This window comes from Actinokineospora guangxiensis (assembly GCF_042657845.1).
Lineage (GTDB): Bacteria > Actinomycetota > Actinomycetes > Mycobacteriales > Pseudonocardiaceae > Actinokineospora > Actinokineospora guangxiensis.
Genome location: NZ_JBHSKF010000001.1, coordinates 261,348 through 279,135, shown reverse-complemented (window position 1 = coordinate 279,135; position 17,788 = coordinate 261,348). Strand labels below are relative to the sequence as shown.

At 72.5% G+C, this 17,788-nt stretch carries 19 protein-coding genes; 8 read left to right on the top strand and 11 right to left on the bottom strand.

The window, feature by feature from the left end; genetic code table 11:
- Positions 1 to 68 precede the first annotated feature (68 nt).
- Positions 69 to 1,103, bottom strand: a complete 1,035-nt coding sequence (gene fbaA, locus ACFPM7_RS01375; protein WP_378242856.1) for a class II fructose-bisphosphate aldolase — start codon at positions 1,101 to 1,103, stop codon at positions 69 to 71.
- Positions 1,104 to 1,190: 87 nt separating this feature from the next.
- On the opposite strand from fbaA, the gene ACFPM7_RS01370 reads away from it, so the two are divergent.
- The 3 genes from ACFPM7_RS01370 (at position 1,191) to ACFPM7_RS01360 (ending at position 2,966) form a co-directional block, all read left to right on the top strand.
- Complete coding sequence (locus ACFPM7_RS01370; RefSeq protein WP_378242854.1) at positions 1,191 to 1,475, top strand: DUF427 domain-containing protein; 285 nt, start codon at positions 1,191 to 1,193, stop codon at positions 1,473 to 1,475.
- Positions 1,476 to 1,569: 94 nt separating this feature from the next.
- Entirely contained in the window at positions 1,570 to 2,490 is a 921-nt protein-coding gene (locus tag ACFPM7_RS01365; RefSeq protein WP_378242852.1) for an SDR family oxidoreductase, read from the top strand.
- 8 nt (positions 2,491 to 2,498) lie between these two features.
- Entirely contained in the window at positions 2,499 to 2,966 is a 468-nt protein-coding gene (locus ACFPM7_RS01360) for a pyridoxamine 5'-phosphate oxidase family protein (RefSeq protein WP_378242850.1), read from the top strand.
- Here the strand turns inward: ACFPM7_RS01360 and ACFPM7_RS01355 are convergent.
- Entirely contained in the window at positions 2,960 to 3,241 is a 282-nt protein-coding gene (locus ACFPM7_RS01355) for a YciI family protein (RefSeq protein ID WP_378242847.1), read from the bottom strand. The genes ACFPM7_RS01360 and ACFPM7_RS01355 overlap by 7 nt on opposite strands.
- A 49-nt stretch (positions 3,242 to 3,290) precedes the next feature.
- Here ACFPM7_RS01355 and ACFPM7_RS01350 point away from each other — a divergent pair, with 49 nt between their 5' ends.
- Both ACFPM7_RS01350 and nagA read left to right on the top strand, forming a co-directional pair.
- Positions 3,291 to 3,890: a SigE family RNA polymerase sigma factor gene (locus tag ACFPM7_RS01350; RefSeq protein ID WP_378242845.1), complete on the top strand. Its 600-nt coding sequence runs from the start codon at positions 3,291 to 3,293 to the stop codon at positions 3,888 to 3,890.
- 114 nt (positions 3,891 to 4,004) lie between these two features.
- Positions 4,005 to 5,144: an N-acetylglucosamine-6-phosphate deacetylase gene (gene nagA, locus ACFPM7_RS01345; RefSeq protein ID WP_378242843.1), complete on the top strand. Its 1,140-nt coding sequence runs from the start codon at positions 4,005 to 4,007 to the stop codon at positions 5,142 to 5,144.
- A gap of 118 nt (positions 5,145 to 5,262) precedes the next feature.
- Here the strand turns inward: nagA and purB are convergent, their stop codons facing one another.
- The 4 genes from purB to ACFPM7_RS01325 all read right to left on the bottom strand — a co-directional run bounded on the left by purB (position 5,263) and on the right by ACFPM7_RS01325 (position 8,597).
- The gene (purB, locus tag ACFPM7_RS01340; RefSeq protein WP_378242841.1) at positions 5,263 to 6,690 is read right to left on the bottom strand and encodes an adenylosuccinate lyase; all 1,428 of its coding nucleotides are present in this window, start codon (positions 6,688 to 6,690) and stop codon (positions 5,263 to 5,265) included.
- Positions 6,691 to 6,701: 11 nt separating this feature from the next.
- On the bottom strand, positions 6,702 to 7,280 hold the full coding sequence (locus ACFPM7_RS01335) for a TetR/AcrR family transcriptional regulator (RefSeq protein ID WP_378242839.1): 579 nt from the start codon (positions 7,278 to 7,280) through the stop codon (positions 6,702 to 6,704).
- Positions 7,281 to 7,282: 2 nt separating this feature from the next.
- Positions 7,283 to 7,567, bottom strand: coding sequence for a hypothetical protein (locus ACFPM7_RS01330; RefSeq protein ID WP_378242837.1), 285 nt, complete (start codon positions 7,565 to 7,567; stop codon positions 7,283 to 7,285).
- Positions 7,568 to 8,069: 502 nt separating this feature from the next.
- On the bottom strand, positions 8,070 to 8,597 hold the full coding sequence (locus ACFPM7_RS01325; protein WP_378242835.1) for a SigE family RNA polymerase sigma factor: 528 nt from the start codon (positions 8,595 to 8,597) through the stop codon (positions 8,070 to 8,072).
- A gap of 125 nt (positions 8,598 to 8,722) precedes the next feature.
- Here ACFPM7_RS01325 and ACFPM7_RS01320 point away from each other — a divergent pair, with 125 nt between their 5' ends.
- Positions 8,723 to 9,769 carry a threonine aldolase family protein gene (locus ACFPM7_RS01320; RefSeq protein ID WP_378242834.1) on the top strand — a complete coding sequence of 349 codons (1,047 nt, stop codon included), beginning with the start codon at positions 8,723 to 8,725 and terminating at the stop codon, positions 9,767 to 9,769.
- Here ACFPM7_RS01320 and ACFPM7_RS01315 read toward each other — a convergent pair.
- The 5 genes from ACFPM7_RS01315 to ACFPM7_RS01295 form a co-directional block, all read right to left on the bottom strand.
- Positions 9,726 to 10,526: an ion channel gene (locus ACFPM7_RS01315; RefSeq protein ID WP_378242832.1), complete on the bottom strand. Its 801-nt coding sequence runs from the start codon at positions 10,524 to 10,526 to the stop codon at positions 9,726 to 9,728. The genes ACFPM7_RS01320 and ACFPM7_RS01315 overlap by 44 nt on opposite strands.
- A 38-nt stretch (positions 10,527 to 10,564) precedes the next feature.
- On the bottom strand, positions 10,565 to 10,738 hold the full coding sequence (locus tag ACFPM7_RS01310; protein ID WP_378242830.1) for a hypothetical protein: 174 nt from the start codon (positions 10,736 to 10,738) through the stop codon (positions 10,565 to 10,567).
- Positions 10,739 to 10,811: 73 nt separating this feature from the next.
- Complete coding sequence (locus ACFPM7_RS01305) at positions 10,812 to 11,963, bottom strand: pyridoxal phosphate-dependent aminotransferase (protein ID WP_378242828.1); 1,152 nt, start codon at positions 11,961 to 11,963, stop codon at positions 10,812 to 10,814.
- A 10-nt stretch (positions 11,964 to 11,973) separates the two neighbouring features.
- Positions 11,974 to 13,536 (bottom strand): GMC family oxidoreductase, encoded by a 1,563-nt coding sequence (locus ACFPM7_RS01300; RefSeq protein ID WP_378242826.1) that lies wholly within the window; start codon positions 13,534 to 13,536, stop codon positions 11,974 to 11,976.
- A gap of 51 nt (positions 13,537 to 13,587) precedes the next feature.
- Complete coding sequence (locus ACFPM7_RS01295) at positions 13,588 to 15,714, bottom strand: putative bifunctional diguanylate cyclase/phosphodiesterase (RefSeq protein ID WP_378242824.1); 2,127 nt, start codon at positions 15,712 to 15,714, stop codon at positions 13,588 to 13,590.
- Positions 15,715 to 16,030: 316 nt separating this feature from the next.
- On the opposite strand from ACFPM7_RS01295, the gene ACFPM7_RS01290 reads away from it, so the two are divergent.
- Together ACFPM7_RS01290 and ACFPM7_RS01285 are read left to right on the top strand one after the other, a co-directional pair.
- Positions 16,031 to 16,849 (top strand): lysozyme, encoded by an 819-nt coding sequence (locus ACFPM7_RS01290; RefSeq protein ID WP_378242822.1) that lies wholly within the window; start codon positions 16,031 to 16,033, stop codon positions 16,847 to 16,849.
- Between the two features lie 20 nt (positions 16,850 to 16,869).
- On the top strand, positions 16,870 to 17,757 hold the full coding sequence (locus ACFPM7_RS01285; protein WP_378242820.1) for a hypothetical protein: 888 nt from the start codon (positions 16,870 to 16,872) through the stop codon (positions 17,755 to 17,757).
- Positions 17,758 to 17,788 lie beyond the last annotated feature (31 nt).

Sequence of the window (17,788 nt, the reverse complement as noted above, 5' to 3'; positions counted from 1 at the left end):
CAGTTCCCCGCGGAGCGCAAAGGCCCGCCCCCGCCGGAAGTCGGGGACGGGCCTGCGGAGCGCTGCGGTCAGCCCGCGATCATGCGGCCGGCGGACTTCAGGTGCTCGCACGCCTGGGTCACGCGGGCGGCCATGGCCTGCTCGGCGGCCTTGAGGTAGCTGCGCGGGTCGTAGGCCTTCTTGTTGCCGACCTCGCCGTCGATCTTCAGGACGCCGTCGTAGTTCTGGAACATGTGCGACACGATCGGCCGGGTGAAGGCGTACTGGGTGTCGGTGTCGATGTTCATCTTGACGACGCCGTAGGTCAGCGACTCGTGGATCTCCTCGAGCAGCGAGCCGGAGCCGCCGTGGAAGACCAGGTCGAAGGGCTTGGAGCCGGCGGGCAGGCCCAGCTTCTCGGCCGCGACGTCCTGGCCCTGCTTGAGGATCTCCGGGCGCAGCTTGACGTTGCCCGGCTTGTAGACGCCGTGGACGTTGCCGAAGGTGGCGGCCAGCAGGTAGCGGCCGCGCTCGCCGCCGCCGAGGGCGTCAACGGTCTTCAGGTAGTCCTCGGTGGAGGTGTAGAGCTTGTCGTTGATCTCGTTGTCGACGCCGTCCTCCTCGCCGCCGACGACGCCGACCTCGATCTCCAGGATGATCTTGGCCTTCGCCGCCGCGTCGAGCAGCTCGGAGGCGATCTGCAGGTTCTCATCCAGTGGGACGGCCGATCCGTCCCACATGTGGGACTGGAAGAGCGGGTTGCCGCCGGCGGCCACGCGCTCGGCGCTGATCGCGATGAGCGGGCGGACGAAGCCGTCGAGCTTGTCCTTGGGGCAGTGGTCGGTGTGCAGGGCGATGTTCACCGGGTACTTCGCGGCGACGACGTGCGCGAACTCCGCGAGCGCCGTCGAGCCGGTGACCATGTCCTTGACCTTGGTGCCGGAGGCGAACTCGGCGCCGCCGGTGGAGAACTGGATGATGCCGTCGCTCTCCGCCTCGGCGAAGCCGCGCAGCGCGGCGTTGAGCGTCTCCGACGAAGTCACGTTGATGGCCGGGTAGGCGAACTCGTTCGCCTTGGCCCGGTCGAGCATCTCCGCGTAGACCTCGGGCGTGGCAATGGGCATCGGGGGCTCCTCCTCGGGATGGCCATGCGCCGTTCAGCGGCATCCTACGAAAGGCCGCCCGCGCTCGGGTCGGGCAGACTGGTGTTCATGGCAACCGCTACCTGGAACGGCGAGGTCATCGCTGAGAGCGACGACACAGTCGTGGTCGAGGGCAACCACTACTTCCCCATCGAATCGGTGCACCAGCACCTGCTGCGGCCCTCGGAGATGACCTCCGTCTGCCCGTGGAAGGGCACGGCCAACTACTACACCCTCAGCGTCAACGGCGAGACCAACGAGGACGCCGCCTGGTACTACGCCGAGCCCAAGAAGGAGGCCGAGCAGATCCGCGGCCGGGTGGCCTTCTGGCGCGGGGTCGAGATCACCGGCTGACTGTTACCGAGATTAACTGTTACCGCAGGGTAGCTTACCGGCGGTAAGGTGTTGTACCGTCGCCTCCACCGACCGACTGCGAGGAGGCACCGGCATGGGTGCGACGAACCTGTTCGCCCGCGAGCACGCCGTCGACGGCAAGGTCGTCCTGATCACCGGGGCCGCGCGCGGCCTCGGTGCGGGGCTGGCCAAGCGGCTGGCCGCGCGCGGGGCCAGGATCGCCCTGGTCGGCCTGGAGCCCGAGGAGATGGCGAAGGTCGCCGCCGAGTGCGGCGAGCACGCCGCCGTCTTCGAGGCCGACGTGACCGACTGGGCCGCCCTGGAGGCCGCGACGGCGGGCGTGGTCGAGCGCTTCGGCGGCATCGACGTCGTGGTCGCCAACGCGGGCATCGCCGCGGCGGGCTTCGTGCGCTCCATCGACCCGGCCGCCTTCGAGCGCACCATCGAGGTCGACCTGCTCGGCGTCTGGCGCACGGTCCGGGTGACCCTGCCGCACGTCATCGAGCGCCGCGGCTACGTCCAGATCATCTCCTCGCTGGCCGCGATCACCCACGCCCCCGCGATGGCCCCCTACGCCGCGGCGAAGGCGGGCGTGGAGGCCTTCGGCAACAGCCTGCGCGCCGAGGTCCGCCACCTCGGCGTCACCGTCGGTGTGGCGCACCCGTCGTGGATCGCCACCGACCTCGTGCACGGCGCCGACGAGCACCCGGTGTTCGGCAAGCTGCGCGCGGGCATGCCGGGCCCGATCGGCAAGACCCACTCCGTCGCCGTCGCGCTCGACGCGCTGGAGAAGGGCGTGCTGCGCCGCGACCGCACCATCCACGTGCCCGGCTGGGTCGGGGTGCTCAAGCTCTTCCGCGCGTTCCTGCCGCCGATCGTGGAGATCGGTGGCAGGCTGCGCGGCAACATGGTCGCCAAAGCGGACAAGGCGGCACTGGCCGACGTCGCCGAACGCGGCGCGGAGGTCTCCTCCCGGCCGGTCGGCGCGGGCGGCGCGGCGGCGATGCGGAGGTAGCACGGCCCATGGGTTCTCGACGCGAGCAGATCCGGATGACCGACGCCGAGGTGGTCGCTTTCCTCGCCGCCGAGAAGACCATGGCGGTGGCCACGCTCGGCCCGTCGGGCCGCCCACACCTGACCGCGCTCTGGTACGTGCCGGACGGCGTCACCCTCTCCACCTGGACCTACGCCGCCTCGCAGAAGGTGGCCAACCTGCGCCGCGCCGCGCAGGCGACGGTGCTCGTCGAGGCGGGGGAGTCCTACGAGGAACTGCGCGGCGTCAGCCTGGAATGCGACGTCGAGGTCATCGAGGACGAAGCGGGCGTCGTGCGGATCGGCGGCGCGATCCTGCACCGCTACAGCGGCAGCGAGGAGGCGGCGACCGCGGGCGCGCAGTTCATCAGGGCGCAGGCGGCCAAGCGGGTCGGCCTGGTGCTGCGCCCGACGAAGGTCGTCTCCTGGGACCACCGCAAGCTCGGCGGGGGCTACTGAGCCGCCCAGGGGCCCAGCACGATCGTCCACTCCCGGATCACCCGGGACGAGGCGACGCCCCCGGTGTACGGGTCGTCCGCCAGCAGGGAGTCCACCTCGGCGGCGTCCTCGGCGGCCAGGATGAAGAACCCGCCGGACCCGTCGGCCCACGGTCCGCCGCCCAGGACCCGGCCCGACTCGACGTGACCGGCCAGCCATTCCCGGTGCGCGGGGCGCGCGGCGGCGAGCAGCGCGGCGTCGTCGGTGTAGGTGGTGTCCACGGTGAACCAGGCCATGCGGCCCATCTTGGCACGGCGATCACCGCGGGGCGGGTAAGGTTTGCCCGTGGCAGGGGACGTGAGCGGTGCAGGCGCAGAGGGCCAGGCTGAGCAGAGCGTCGAGCAGACGCTGACACGGCTGCGGGCCATCGATCTCAAGGGCTCGCCCGCGGCGCGCCCGGATTCCCCGCTGACGCTGGAGGACCTGTACCGCACGCACCGGATGCGGCTCATCCGGCTGGCCCTGCTGCTGGTCGACGAGCCCGCCACCGCCGAGGACGTCGTCCAGGAGGCGTTCACCGGCCTGCACCGGCACTGGGGCAACCTGCGCGACTCGGCCGCCGCGGTCGGCTACCTGCGCACGGCGGTGGTCAACGGCTCGCGCAGCGTGCTGCGCAGGCGCAAGACCGCGCGCGAGTACACCCCGCCGCACGCCCCGAACGCCCGTTCGGCGGAGAGCCTGGCGATGCTGACCGCCGAGCACCAGCACGTGGTCAAGGCGCTGCAGCAGCTGCCGCCGCGCCAGCGCGAGGTGCTGGTCCTGCGCTACTACGGAAATCTTTCGGAGGCCGAGATCGCCGAGGCGGCGGGCATCTCCAGGGGTACGGTCAAGTCGACGGCGTCGCGCGCGCTGGAGGCACTGCAGAAGATTATGAACACGCCCTGACGGCTTACTCCAGCTGGGCCCAAGTTGGTTTAGACCATTGCGGTATAGACCAATACACTGCCACTGTGCACAGCGATCGCGGTTGTGCGCGGCGGGACGCGGCTCGGAGGACTCATGGCAGGACAGCTCATCACCGGCGGCAGGCTCGTCACCCCCGACGGCGTGCTGGATGACGGCTGGCTGCTGGCCGAGGACGGCGAGATCGCCGCGCTCGGCGTCGGCCAGCCCCCGCGCGCGGACGCCGTCGTCGACGCCGCGGGCTCCTGGGTCGTGCCGGGCTTCGTCGACATCCACTGCCACGGCGGCGGCGGCGAGCCGTTCACCAGCGGCAACACCGAGCGCATCGCCTTCGCCGCGGGCGTGCACGCCAAGCACGGCACCACCACGATGCTCGCCAGCCTGGTCTCGCGCCCCATCCCCGAGCTGGTCTCCCAGATCGCCGCGCTGCGCGAGCTGACCGAGGAAGGCGTGCTCGCGGGCGTGCACCTGGAGGGCCCGTTCCTCTCCGCGGTCCGCTGCGGCGCCCACGACCCGGCCATCCTCTGCGCGCCCGACACCGACTCCGTCGCCGCCGTCCTGCGCGCGGGCCGCGGCGCTGTGCGCATGGTCACCCTCGCCCCGGAGCTGGAGGGTTCCGTGCGCGCGGTGCGCCAGCTGGTCGACGGCGGCGCGCTGGCGGCCATCGGCCACACCGACGCCATCGAGTCCCAGGTCATGCCCGCCGTCGACGCCGGGGCCACCGTCGCCACCCACCTGTTCAACGGCATGCGCCCCCTGCACCACCGCGAGCCCGGCCCCATCGGCACCCTGCTCGCCGACCCCCGCGTCACCGTCGAGCTCATCTGCGACCTGGTCCACCTGAGCCCGACCATCGTCCGCCTCGCCGCCCAGCACGCGGGGCCCGAGCGCACCGTCCTGGTCACCGACGCCATCGCCGCGGCGGGCGTCGGCGACGGCAGCTACGACATCGGCGGCCTGGAGGTCGTCGTCCGCGACGGCGTCCCGACCCTGGCGGGCGGCACCTCCCTGGCCGGCAGCACCCTCACCATGGACGCCGCCTTCCGCAACCTGGTCGACTCCTGCGGCCTCTCCATCACCGACGCCGTCGCCGCCACCTCCACCCGCCCCGCCGCCCTCCTCGGCCTCGGCGACACCACCGGCCGTCTGGTCAAGGGAATGCGCGCCGACCTGGTCATCCTCGACGCCACCCTGCACCCCACCGCCGTCCTGCGCCGCGGCGAGTGGGTGGGCTGAGGACCTGTCCACACCCCGCTGTTTCCCGTGGAACCAGCCCTCCCACCCCCGATAACCTGGCGGCGGGGGGCCGGATGTCGCACCCCCGCACGACCGCACGGCACGCAGACCTGGCGGACTAGAGGATCGCCGCCGGGACGTAGCCGGTGGCCTCGGGGAAGCGCTTCAGCAGCTCTTCCACGCGCCGCACCACCTCGGCCACCTGCGCCCCCGCCACCCCGGTGAACGGCAGCCGGTCGGCGAGCAGCGCGTCCAGCGCCGCCCGGTCCAGCGGGATCCGGGCATCGGCGGCGAGGCGGTCCAGCAGGTCGTTGCGCTCCGCGCCCTCTTCCCGCATGGCCAGCGCCACCGCGACGGCGTGTTCCTTGATCGCCTCGTGGGCGGTCTCGCGGCCGACGCCGGCGCGCACCGAGGCCATGAGGACCTTCGTGGTCGCCAGGAACGGCAGGTAGCGGTCCAGTTCGCGGGAGATGACCGCCGGGTAGGCGCCGAACTCGGTGAGCACGGTGAGGAAGGTCTCCAGCAAGCCGTCGATGGCGAAGAACGCGTCCGGCAGGGCGACGCGGCGCACGACCGAGCAGGACACGTCGCCCTCGTTCCACTGGTCGCCCGCCAGTTCGCCGACCATTGAGGCGTAGCCGCGCAGGATCACCGCGAAGCCGTTGACCCGCTCGCAGGAGCGCGTGTTCATCTTGTGCGGCATCGCCGAGGAGCCGACCTGGCCGGGCTGGAAGCCCTCGGTGGCCAGTTCGTGCCCGGCCATCAGCCGGATCGTCTTGGCCAGGCTCGACGGCGCCGCCGCCAGCTGGACCAGGGCGGAGACGACGTCGTAGTCCAGCGAGCGCGGGTAGACCTGGCCGACGCTGGTGAACGCCGAGGCGAACCCCAGGTGCTCGGCGACGCGGCCCTCCAGCTCGGCCAGCCGCTCGGCCCCGCCGAGCAGGTCGACCATGTCCTGGGCGGTGCCGACCGGTCCCTTGATCCCCCGCAGCGGGTAGCGCGCGATCAGCTCGTCGAGCCGGGCGAAGGCGACCAGCAGCTCGTCGGCGGCGGTGGCGAAGCGCTTGCCCAGCGTCGTGGCCTGGGCGGCGACGTTGTGCGAGCGGCCCGCCATCACCAGGTCGGCGTGGTCGACCGCCAGCCGCGCGAGGTGGGCCAGGACGGCGGCGGCGCGGGCCCTGATCAGCTCCAGCGAGCGCAGCACCTGCAACTGCTCGACGTTCTCGGTGAGGTCGCGCGAGGTCATGCCCTTGTGCACGTGCTCGTGTCCGGCGAGGGCGTTGAACTCCTCGATGCGCGCTTTCACGTCGTGGCGGGTGACCCGCTCGCGCGCGGCGATGGACTCCAGGTCGACCGCGTCGAGCACGCGGCGGTAGTCCTCGACCGCGGACTCGCCGACGTCGACGCCCAGCTCCGACTGGGCGGAGAGCACGGCGAGCCACAGCTCCCGCTCCAACCGCACCTTCTGCTCCGGCGACCAGAGTCGGGCCAGTTCAGCCGAGGCGTAGCGACCGGCGAGGACGTTGGGGATACGGGGCTTCTCCACGGCCGGGCATGCTATCCGAGCGCGGCCCTCAGCATCCGACGAGCGCTTTCCCGCGGATCGGGGTCGACCTCGATCAGGGCGTTGACCACGGCGCCGTCGACCAGCGCGATCAGCTGCTCCAGCCGCTCGGCGCCGATCGGCACGCCCATCGCGGCGAAGGTGGCCAGCAGCAGCGCGCGCAGCTCGCCGCCCAGCTCCAGCATCAGCGGGCGCAGGTAGGGCCTGCGGCCGGTGGCGACGAGGCGCTCGTAGCGCAGCAGCACGGCCTCGAAGTCGCCCTCGGCGGCGGCCCGGCCGAGCAGCTGGTCGAGCACCAGCTCCACCAGCGTCTCCGGGGGCCGCTCGGCGAGGGAGTCCAGCAGCGCCCGGCCGCGGGCGAGCTCGGTGCGGCCGTGGTGCTGCAGCGCCGCGCCGATGAGCTCGTCCAGCGACTGGAAGTAATAGGTGGTCGAGGCCAGCGGCAGCCCGGCCCGCTCGGCGACGGCGCGGTGGCGCACGGCGTCGAAGCCGCCCTCGATGAGCAGCTCGGCGGCGGCCTCGACCAGGGCTTGGCGGCGGCGCTCGCCCTTGGGCGTGCTGGCGGTGGTCACCCTCAGAATTGTGGCTTGAGCCCGTCGGCGATGTCGCGGGTGTCCGCGGCGTCCAGCGGCGGGGCCGCCGAGCCCGCGACGGGCTCGATCACCACGACCAGCTGCTTGCCGGACTTCGCCACCACGACCGCGCCCTGCGCGCCGGGCCGGTCGGCCCACGGCGGCTGGAGGGCGTACTCGGCGCCCGCGGGCACGACCATGAGGGAGAGCAGACCCTTGCGCGGGCCGTCCGCCACCGGAATGGCGACAGAACGCCCGCCCGACGGGCACGTGATGGGGGAGTCCACCGGTTCACCGGCGGAAGTGGCGGCCGGGAGTTCGCCCGCGAGGGCAGCAGCGAACTCCCGGGCCGCCGTTCCACACCCCGAGGGGGTGCCGCCGGGCTCAGCCCCGGCGCTTCCAGTTGTCGAGCCCCCCTGCATGGGCGCCGACTCCGGAAGGTCTGGTGGAGGGTCGGCGCGGTCACCCGCGCCTTCACTCGGATGGTCGAATATCCCGTAGTCGCCGTTACGTTGGGATACGGGCGCGTCGGCCACTGCGGCCGAATCGTTACCTGAACCACCGTTCGGAGTAGTCGTCAGTACGACACCTGTCATGACGCCACCGACCAACAGCGCAAAGCCTAGCGCCGATCCGGCGAGAAGTCCGTTCCTCTTTCGGGTCAACCTGGCCGACTCGGCGGTGATGTCACCGGTGTCGAACGTGGGCGCCGGGACATCCCCGACCGCGTCCTCGAACAGCGCCGACACGCGCTTCTCGTCCATCACTCCCACCTCCTCGCCAGGCCGATCACTGCGCCGACCTCAGGTCGTCCAGGGCGTCGCCCAAGACGGTCCGCAGGGCCGCCAGACCGCGCGCGGTCTGGCTCTTCACGTTGCCCTCCGAGCACTTGAGCACGGCCGCCGTCGCGGCCACGTCCAAGCCTTCCAGGAACCGCAGGACCAGCACGGCCCGCTGCTTGGGCGGCACGCCTGCCAAGCCGTCGAGCAGCGCCGACCGGGTGGCCACGGTGTCGCCCACCTCGTCGCCGCCCCCGCCGCGGACCGGCCGCTCCGGGACGGCGTCGACGTGGCGTTCCCGCCGCCACGGCCGCCGCGACTCGTCGATCACGGCCCTGACCAGCGTGCGGCGCACGTAAGCGTCCAGGGCGGCTTTGTCCCGGACCTTGCGCCACCTGCGGTGCAGGGCCACGAACGCGGTCTGCGCCAGGTCGTCCGCCCGGTGCCAGTCACCGCAGAGCAGGTACGCGGTCCGCCGGACGGCGTCGCGCCGTGCGGCGAAGTACTCCGCGAACTCACGCTCCTCGCTCTGGTCCACGCGGACGCTCCTGGGGTTCCGGACAAAGGACGGACGTGCAGGGGCCAACGGTTGCACGGATGGCGGCCGTGTCGCACGCCACCCCCTGGGCAGCCGCGAGCACGTGGCTGTGGTGTGATCTGATCGTGACCTTTCCACGCCGCATCGACCTGCGCTCGGACACCGTCACCCAGCCCGACGAGGCGATGCGTGTCGCCATGTCGGCCGCGGAGGTCGGCGACGACGTCCTCGACCACGACCCGACGATGCGCAGGCTGGAGCAGGAGGCCGCCGCCCTGCTCGGCATGGGCGCGGCGCTCTGGGTGCCCAGCGGGACCATGGGCAACCTCATCGCGCTGATGCACCACCTGGAGCGCGGCGACCGCTACCTCGCCCCGCGCGCCGCGCACGTGCTGGAGGCCGAGCTGGGCAGCGGCGCGTGGCTGGCGGGCGGCATGCCGCAGCCGCTGGAGTGGAGCGGCGGGCCCGGCCGGGTCTCCCCGGAGGACCTGCGGACACACCTGGGCGGCGGCGCGCCGTACTACGCGCTGCGCACCCGGCTGCTGTGCCTGGAGAACACCCACAACTTCGCGGGCGGCGCGGTCACCCCGCCCGACGAGCACGCCAAGCTGGTCGCCCTGGCCGCCGAGGCCGGGCTGCGCGTGCACCTCGACGGCGCCCGGCTGTGGAACGCCTCGGTCGCCCTCGGCGTGCCGCCCGCGGCGCTGACCGTGGGTGTCGACACGGTGCAGGTGTGCCTGAGCAAGGGCCTCGGCGCGCCGGTCGGGTCGCTGGTGTGCGGCTCGGAACTGTTCATCGCCCAGGCGCGGCGGCTGCGCAAGATGCTCGGCGGCGGGGTCCGCCAGGGCGGGGTGCTGGCCGCGGCCGGGCTGCTGGCCCTGGGCCGCATCCCGGAGCTGGCCACCGACCACGCCAACGCCACCGCGCTCGCCGACGGGCTCGCCGAGCTGGGCTGGCAGGTCGGCAAGCCGGAGACCAACATCGTCATCGCCGCCGTCCCCGACACCGGGTACGCCCTGGCCGGGCTGGACAAGCTGGGCGTCGCCGCGGTCGCGGTGCCGGGCGGGGTGCGGTTCGTGACCCACCGCGACGTCTCGGCCGCCGACATCGCCGAAGTGCTGGACCGGATCAGGTCGGCGGCGGAGCGCTCGGCTGCGGTGACGGCGGGCTGACCGCGCCGCGGTTGAGCACGGCCAGCTCGGCGCGCAGGGCGGCCAGCTCGGCGCGCAGGGCGACGACCTCGGCGTGCGTGGCCTGGTCGGTGTCCTCGGCGCCGGCGATCTTCTCCAGGAACCAGGACGCGATCGTGCCGGTGGCGACACCGATCAGCGCGATCCCGCCGATCATGAGCGTCGCGGCGACGATGCGGCCCTCGGCCGTCACCGGGTAGCGGTCGCCGTAGCCGACGGTGGTGATGGTCGTCAGCGTCCACCAGAGCGCGTCGCCGAAGGTCGTGATGGTGGCGTCCGGGTGGCGGCGCTCGGCGTCGAGCACCGCCAGCGAGGCGGCCAGCCCGATGAGCAGGGTCGTCCCGCCGACGTAGATGCCGACGCGCCCGCGCAGGCCCGCGCCGAAGCGGCGGTTGAGCACCCGCAGGACGGTGATGAGCCGCAGCGCGCGCAGCTGGCGCACCATCGGCAGGGCCACGGCGAGCAGATCGAGCACGTGGCGGCGGACGAAGCGCCACTTGTTCCTGGCCAGCAGCAGCCGCATGGCGTAGTCGGCGGCGAAGGCCGCCCAGATCACCCACAGGGCGATCTCCAGCGCGAGGTGCAGGCCGGGCCCGACGTCGGTGTCGAGCACCTGCCAGGCGTAGACGCCGAGGAACAGCAGCGCCAGCCCGGTCATGGCGAGGTCGGTGCGCGCCTCCCAGGCCGACACGGCGGGCTCGGCCGGGTCGGGCTTCGGCGCGGTCTTGAGGTGCTGCACCGGGACATGCTCACCCGGCGGCCCCCTGTTTCGCCAGCTTATGGACGGATCTGGCGGTGTTCCTTCTTCCCCTTGATCGCCCCGTACGCCGCGACACCGGCCGTGGCGATGAGCGCCACGACCAGCAGGGTGCCCAGAATCTTGAACACGGTCCCGAGCACGGCGAACGCGATCCAGATGACGATGATCGCGCCGATGATCTTGAGTACCATTGCGCCTCCGTTTCACCAGGTCAACGGACGGACCCCCGGTCGCGTTCCCGCAGCCGGGCATCCGGTCCGGTTGCTACAGCCAGCCGCCGAGCCTGCGCAGCGCCTCGCGCACGTCCTCGGTGGACCCGGCGAAGGACAGCCGCACCGAGCGGTGCCCGTCGACCGGGTCGAAGTCGATGCCCGGCACGATCGCCAGCCCGGTGTCGGCGAGCAGCCGCTGGCAGAAGCTCATCGCGTCGTGGGTGAGGTGCGAGACGTCGGCGTAGGCGTAGAACGCCCCGTCGGCGGGGGCGACCTCGGTGATGCCCAGCTCGGCCAGTCCGGCCAGCAGCACGTCGCGGTTGGTCCGGTAGCGGGTGACGTGGGTGTCCAGCTCGGCGTAGGTCTCGGGCTCGAACGCCGCGACCGCGGCGTGCTGGGAGACCGTCGGCGCGCAGAGGTGGAAGTTGCCCGTCAGGCAGTCGATGGCGCGGTGCAGCCTGCTCGGCGCCAGCAGCCAGCCCAGCCGCCAGCCGGTCATCCCGAAGTACTTGGAGAAGGAGTTGACCACCACGGCCTCACGGGAGAACTGCCAGGCCGACGCGGTCTGGCTGCCGTAGGAGATGCCGTGGTAGATCTCGTCGCTGACCAGCTGCGCCCCGCGCTCGGCGCACCAGCCCGCGATGGCGGCCAGCTCGCCGGGGTCGAGCACGGTCCCGGTCGGGTTGGCCGGGCTGGCCACGATCACCCCGTCGAGCGGACCGGCCTCCTCCAGCATCGCCACCGTCGGCTGGAACCGGGTGTCGGGCCCGCACGGCAGCTCGACCACCTCGCAGCCCAGCGCGGTGAGGATGTTGCGGTAGGCCGGGTACCCGGGCCGCGCCAGCGCCACCCGGTCACCGGCGTCGAACGCGGCGAGGAAGGCCAGCAGGAACCCGCCGGAGGACCCGGTCGTGACGATCACGTCGGCGGCGGACACCTCGACCCCGCTGCGCCGCAGGTAGTGCCCGGCGATCGCCTCCCGCAGCTCCAGGATGCCGACCTGCTCGGTGTACCCCAGCGGCCCCGACCCGATCGCCTCGGCCGCCGCGACCCGCACCGCCGACGGCGCGCCGGTCGAGGGCTGCCCCGCCGCCAGGGACACCACGTCACCGCGCAACCGCTGCCGGGCACTGGCCGCCGACACGACGTCCATCACGTGGAACGGCGGCACCGCGGCCCGCTCCGCGACCTTGAGGAGCTTCATGCCGGGCAGCCTAGGCCGCGCGCCCCCTGATCAGGTCCGCGGCCTTCTCCGCGACCATGATCGTCGGCGCGTTGGTGTTGCCGCGCGGCACGACCGGCATGACCGAGGCGTCCACCACCCGCAGTCCGTCCACACCGAACACCCGCAGCTCCGGGTCCACAACGGATCCGATCGCGCAGGTGCCGACCGGGTGGTAGAGCGACTGCGTCCAGGTGCGGATGTGCTCGGCCAGCTCGGCGTCGGTCATCAGGGTCGCGGCGGGCAGGAAGGGCCGCGCCAGGTGTCCGCGCAGCGGGGCCTGGGCGCCGATCTCCATGAGCATCCGGGAGCCCGCGACGGTGGCGTCGAGGTCGGCGGGGTCGGAGTAGTAGGCGGGGTCGATCAGCGGGCGCCAGCGGGGGTCGGTGGAGCGCAGGCGCAGGGTGCCGCGGCTGAGCGGGGCGACGAGGGTGGTGGCCGAGGTGAAGCCGGGGACGGCGGGCTCGCGCATGCCGTTGTCGTAGAACAGCGTCGCCGCGACGTGGAACTGCATGTCCGGGGCGGCGAGGCCGTCGCGGGTGTGGACGAAGGCGCCCGCCTCACCGATGTTGGACGCCATCGGGCCGCGGCCCGTCGCCTGCCACAGCAGCAGCCGGGCCGGGGTGGCCAGGTCCACCAGGTCGCTGGTCCCGGTGGTCTCCCAGATGACCGGCGAGGCCGGGTGGTCGTGCAGGTTGTCCCCGACCGGCAGGCCCGCGACGACGTCGATGCCCAGCTCGCGCAGGTGCTCGGCGGGCCCGATCCCGGACAGCATGAGCAGCTGCGGGGAGTTGACCGCGCCCCCGCAGAGCAGCACCTCGCCCGCGCGCGCCACCGCCGTCGCCCCGCCGCGCAGGTACTCCACGCCGACGGCCCGCCCGCCCTCGATCACCACGCGGGTGCTCAGGGCGTGGGTGAGCACGGTCAGGTTGGGACGGTCGAGCGCGGGCCGCAGGTAGGCGTCCGCGGTGGACCAGCGCCTGCCCTTGTGGCAGGTGACCTGGTATCGGCCCGCGCCCTCCTGCCGCTCGCCGTTGAAGTCGTCGGTGGGCTTGACGCCCGCGGCGACGGCGGCGGCGACCCACTCTTCCGACAGCGGGTGGGTGTAGCGGCGGTCCTCCACGTGCAGGGGGCCGTCGGTGCCGTGCAGCGGCCCGCCGAGGCGGGTGTTGGCCTCGGCCCGGATGAAGTAGGGCAACACGTCGTCGTAGCCCCAGCCGGTGGCGCCGTGCTCGTCGCGCCAGGTGTCGTAGTCGACGCGGTTGCCGCGGATGTAGATCATGGCGTTCATCGAGCTGCACCCGCCGAGGGCCTTCATCCTCGGCCAGAACGCCTCGCGGTCGTTCATGTGCTTCTGCTCGACGGTGGTGAAGTTCCAGTCCCACCTGGTCTTGAACAGCGACGAGAACGCGGCGGGGATCTTGATCTCGTCGGCGTCGTCCTCGCCGCCCGCCTCCAGCAGCAGCACGGAGGTGGCGGGGTCCTCGCTCAGCCGGGCGGCCAGCACGCAGCCCGCGCTGCCCGCGCCCACGATGACGAAGTCGTACTCGGCCATGCAGGGATACTCCCCGGTAACCGCCGTCCGCGCAGCAGGCAGACGGGTGTTTCAGCCGCGCGCGGGCGCGTGCGGCACCGCCAGCCTGCGCTCGACCTCATCCGGCGGCCCCGGCTTGGCGTACAGCCAGCCCTGGGCGCTGTCGCAGCCGATCGCGGCGAGCCGGTCGGCCTGCTGCGGCTCCTCCACGCCCTCGGCGATGACCTGGAGCCCGAGCACGTGGGCCAGCGACACCAGACTGGCCACGATCTGGCTGTCGGCCGGGTCGGCGGCCGGGAGCCCGCGCAGGCCCTCCATGAAGGACCCGGCGAGCTTGATCGCGTGCACCGGCAGGTGCCGCAGGTAGGCCAGGTTCGAGTAGCCGGTGCCGAAGTCGTCGATGGCGATGCGCAGGCCCATGTCGGCCAGGCCGTGCAGGGTGGCCAGCGGCTCCCCGGTGGTGCCCATGATCGCCGACTCGGTCAGCTCCAGCTGGATCGCCGAGGCCGGGATGTCGGCGGCGGCGAGGATGGTCGCCACGTCGGCCACCAGCGTCGGCTCCTCGGTCTGGCGGGCGGCCAGGTTGACGCTGACCCAGGGCGCCCGGTCCCCGTAGGCGTCGCGCCAGCGCCGGGCCTGGCCCGCCGCCTCGCGCAGCACCCACCGGCCGATGGGGACGATCAGCCCGGTCTCCTCGGCCAGGCCGATGAACTGGTCGGGGCCGAGCCTGCCGAACTCCGGGTGCGCCCAGCGCACCAGCGCCTCGACGCCGATCAGCTCGCCGTCGGAGAGGCGCACGATCGGCTGGTAGTCGACGTAGAACTCCTCGCTCTCCACCGCGGCGGGCATGCGCGCCGACAGCGTGAAGCGGGCGACCTCGCGGGCGTTGCGCTCGGCGTCGTAGTCCGCCCAGCGGTTCTTGCCGTCGGCCTTGGCCCAGTACAGGGTCACGTCGGCGTCGCGCATCGTCTCGGCCGGGGTGGTGCCCGCGACCGAGCGCTCGACCACGCCGACGCTGGCCGAGACCGACAGCCGGTGCCCGCCGATGCTGACCGGCTCGGCGAGCGCGGCCAAGACGCGCTCGGCCAGGCCCACCAGCTCCTCCCGGCCGCCGCTGCTCTCCACCAGCACCACGAACTCGTCGCCGCCCATCCGCGCCACCATCCGGCCGGGCGCGGTGACCAGCGCGTCGAGCCTGGCCGCGACGGCGACCAGCAGCTCGTCGCCGACGTCGTGGCCGAGGCTGTCGTTGATGACCTTGAACCCGTCGAGGTCGAGGTAGCAGACGCCGACGCGGTTGCCGTCGCCGAGCGCGAACGCCGCGGCCAGCCGCTCGGTGAACAGCGCGCGGTTGCCCAGACCGGTGAGCGGGTCGTGGTTGGCCTGGTGGCGCAGCCGCTCCTCCAGGATGTGGCGCTCGGTGATGTCCTCGGCCATGCCGACCATGAACCGCGGCGCGCCGTCCTCGCCGCGCACCAGCGACACCGACTGGTCGACCCACAGGCCGCTGCCGTCGGCCTTCCGCAGCAGCCGCTCCATGCGGTAGTGGTCGCGCAGGCCCGCCGTCATCTGGTTGAACGGCTCGCGCATCGCGGCGGGCTCGTCGGCGAAGCGCAGGTCGGCGGCGGACATGCCCACCAGGTCGGCCTGCCGGTAGCCGAACATCGCCGCGAACGCGGCGTTGGCCTCCAGCAGGGTGCCCTCGGCGTCGGTGATCACGATGCCGATGGCGGCCTGGGTGAACATCGCCCGGAAGCGGGCCTCGCTGGCCATCAGCGCGGCCTCCGCGCCGCGGCGGGCCTCCAGCGCCGCGCGGCGGATCGCCTCCTGGTCGCGGAAGACCCGCTCGGTGTGCGCGGCGACGAAGCCGCTGGCGAGCGCGGCCTGCAGCGCGGGCAGCCGGGGCCCGGCGAGCAGCTCGCCGAAGAGCCGGGTCGTGGCCGCGAGCGTGGCGGCGCTGGTGAGGCTCAGCTCGACCAGGGCGGTGCCGACCTTCTCCACGGCGTGGGTGTCGAAGTCGGGACCGGCATCGCCCTCGTGGGTGGTTTCGTCGGTGGACAACGCCGCGTAGACGACGTCGGTGAGGGCGCGCACGCGCGCGGTGAGCGTGGCCCTGTCCAGGGCGACGAACCCGGTTGAGGCGAGCACCCCGGTCCACCGCTCGGCGAACGCGTCAGGCCCGACCGGTGCGTTGTCCACCCCTTACCCCTTCCATCCCTCCACGGACAGTTTCACCTGAACAACGGCTTGTGACCAGACCGGTTGCGCATTTGCGGGTTGCAACCACCTCTGTTCACATAAGGCTTCCAGGTGACTACCGAAAGCGTTCGCACGGAGGTGGCCGTGGTCAAGCTTCCACCGCGCGCCGCGGCCATCGGCCCAGCCCAGCGCTATCTGGTGATCCATTCACACGAAAGCGTGACAGTCAGACAGGTAATCCAGCACACTTGGTGCTCGGTCGGCTACCCCCTGTCAGCCGCCGGTGTGAGGGCACTTTCGCGAAGGGGCACACGAGATGACGTCCTTCTTCAAGACATCCCGCTTCGGGGCCGCGCTCGCGGCGATCGCCGCTCTGACCCTGGCCACCCTGACCGCCCCGGCGGCGGCGTCGGACCCGGCCGTCCTCGCCCAGGACCACCCCATGGGCTCCCAGATCCGCAAGCACGAGGGCGGTGACCGCAACGCCCGCAAGGCCCCGCCGGAGCCCGGCGTCGAGGCCACCGTCGCGGGGATCGATGTCTCCGGCTGGCAGGGCAATGTCGACTGGGCATACTGGTGGAACCAGGGCAAGCGCTTCGCCTACGTCAAGGCCACCGAGGGCACCGGCTACCGCAACCCGTACTTCGCCCAGCAGTACAACGGCTCCTACGCCGTCGGCATGATCCGCGGGGCCTACCACTTCGCGCTGCCCGACCGCTCCTCCGGCGCGGCGCAGGCCACCTTCTTCGTCAACAACGGCGGCGGCTGGTCCCGCGACGGCAAGACCCTGCCCGGCGTGGCCGACCTGGAGTACAACCCCTATGGCGCCACCTGCTACGGCCTGTCCCAGGCGCAGATGGCGAACTGGATCTCCGACTTCAGCGCCACGTACCGGGCGCGCACCGGCCGCGACCCCGTCTTCTACACGAGCACGAGCTGGTGGTCGCAGTGCGTCGGCACGGCCCGCCAGTTCGCCCACAGCAACCCGCTGTGGGTCGCGCGGTACTCATCGACCGTCGGGGCGCTGCCCCACAACTGGAGCGTCTGGACCTTCTGGCAGTGGACGTCCTCGCCCATCGACCAGAACCACTTCAACGGCGCCTACGACCGGCTCCAGGTCCTCGCCAACGGGTGATCATGCGTTAGGTTCCGGCCGTGGGCCTGCCCTTCCTGATCACCGGAGCGGTGCTGATCGCGGCGAGCCTGGTGGTGTTCGCGCTCTCGGCGCGGCGCTACCGGCTCAGCTGGCGCGGCACCGTGCTGCTCGCCGCCGGGCTGTTCGGCCTGGTGACGGGCTGGCTGCTGCTGGAGCCCAACGCCAACCGCGGCGAAGCCCTCAAGACCGGCGGTCTCGCCGCGGGCTCGGTGGTGGCGCTGTACGCGCTGTGGCTCAACGACCGCCGCAGGCGCACCGATGAGGCCCGCCACGAGCACGACCGCGAGCGGGTCTCCGACGAGCGCTTCGCCAGGGCCGTGGAGCTGCTCGGCGACGACGCCGACCAGGTGCGCGTCGGCGCGATGCACGCCCTCGCCGGACTGGCCCGCGTCGAGGACCGCTACGTCCAGACCGTGCTGGAGATCCTCTGCTCCTACCTGCGCAGGCCCTTCGACCACCTCAGCGGCGACGAGCACGAGAAGGTGGTCCGCTCGACCGCCCAGCGCCTGATCCGCGACCTGCTGCCGCTGGCCTCCGACGCTGACGCCCGCCCGCACCACCTGGACCTGACCGGCGCGCAGCTCGCCTACTTCGACATCTCCGAGCGCGTCGTCGGCACGCTCACCATGCGCTTCACCACGCTGCACGACTCGAACTCGATGTGGGGCTGCCGGATCACCGGCAGCGCCTGGTTCACCGGCGCGCGCAGCCTGGGCATCCTGCACGCGCACGACACCGCCTTCCTGGGCAAGGCCTGGTTCAGCGGGTTCATCGCCACCGGCCCGGTGCGGCTGGCCCGCTCCACCTTCGCCGGCCCGGTCAAGACGACCGGCGCGGAGGTCGCCGAGTGCGATGTCGACCTGCACGCGCTCGACACGGTCGGGTGATGGGAACCGTTCTCCGGCCGGGGGCGTCTAC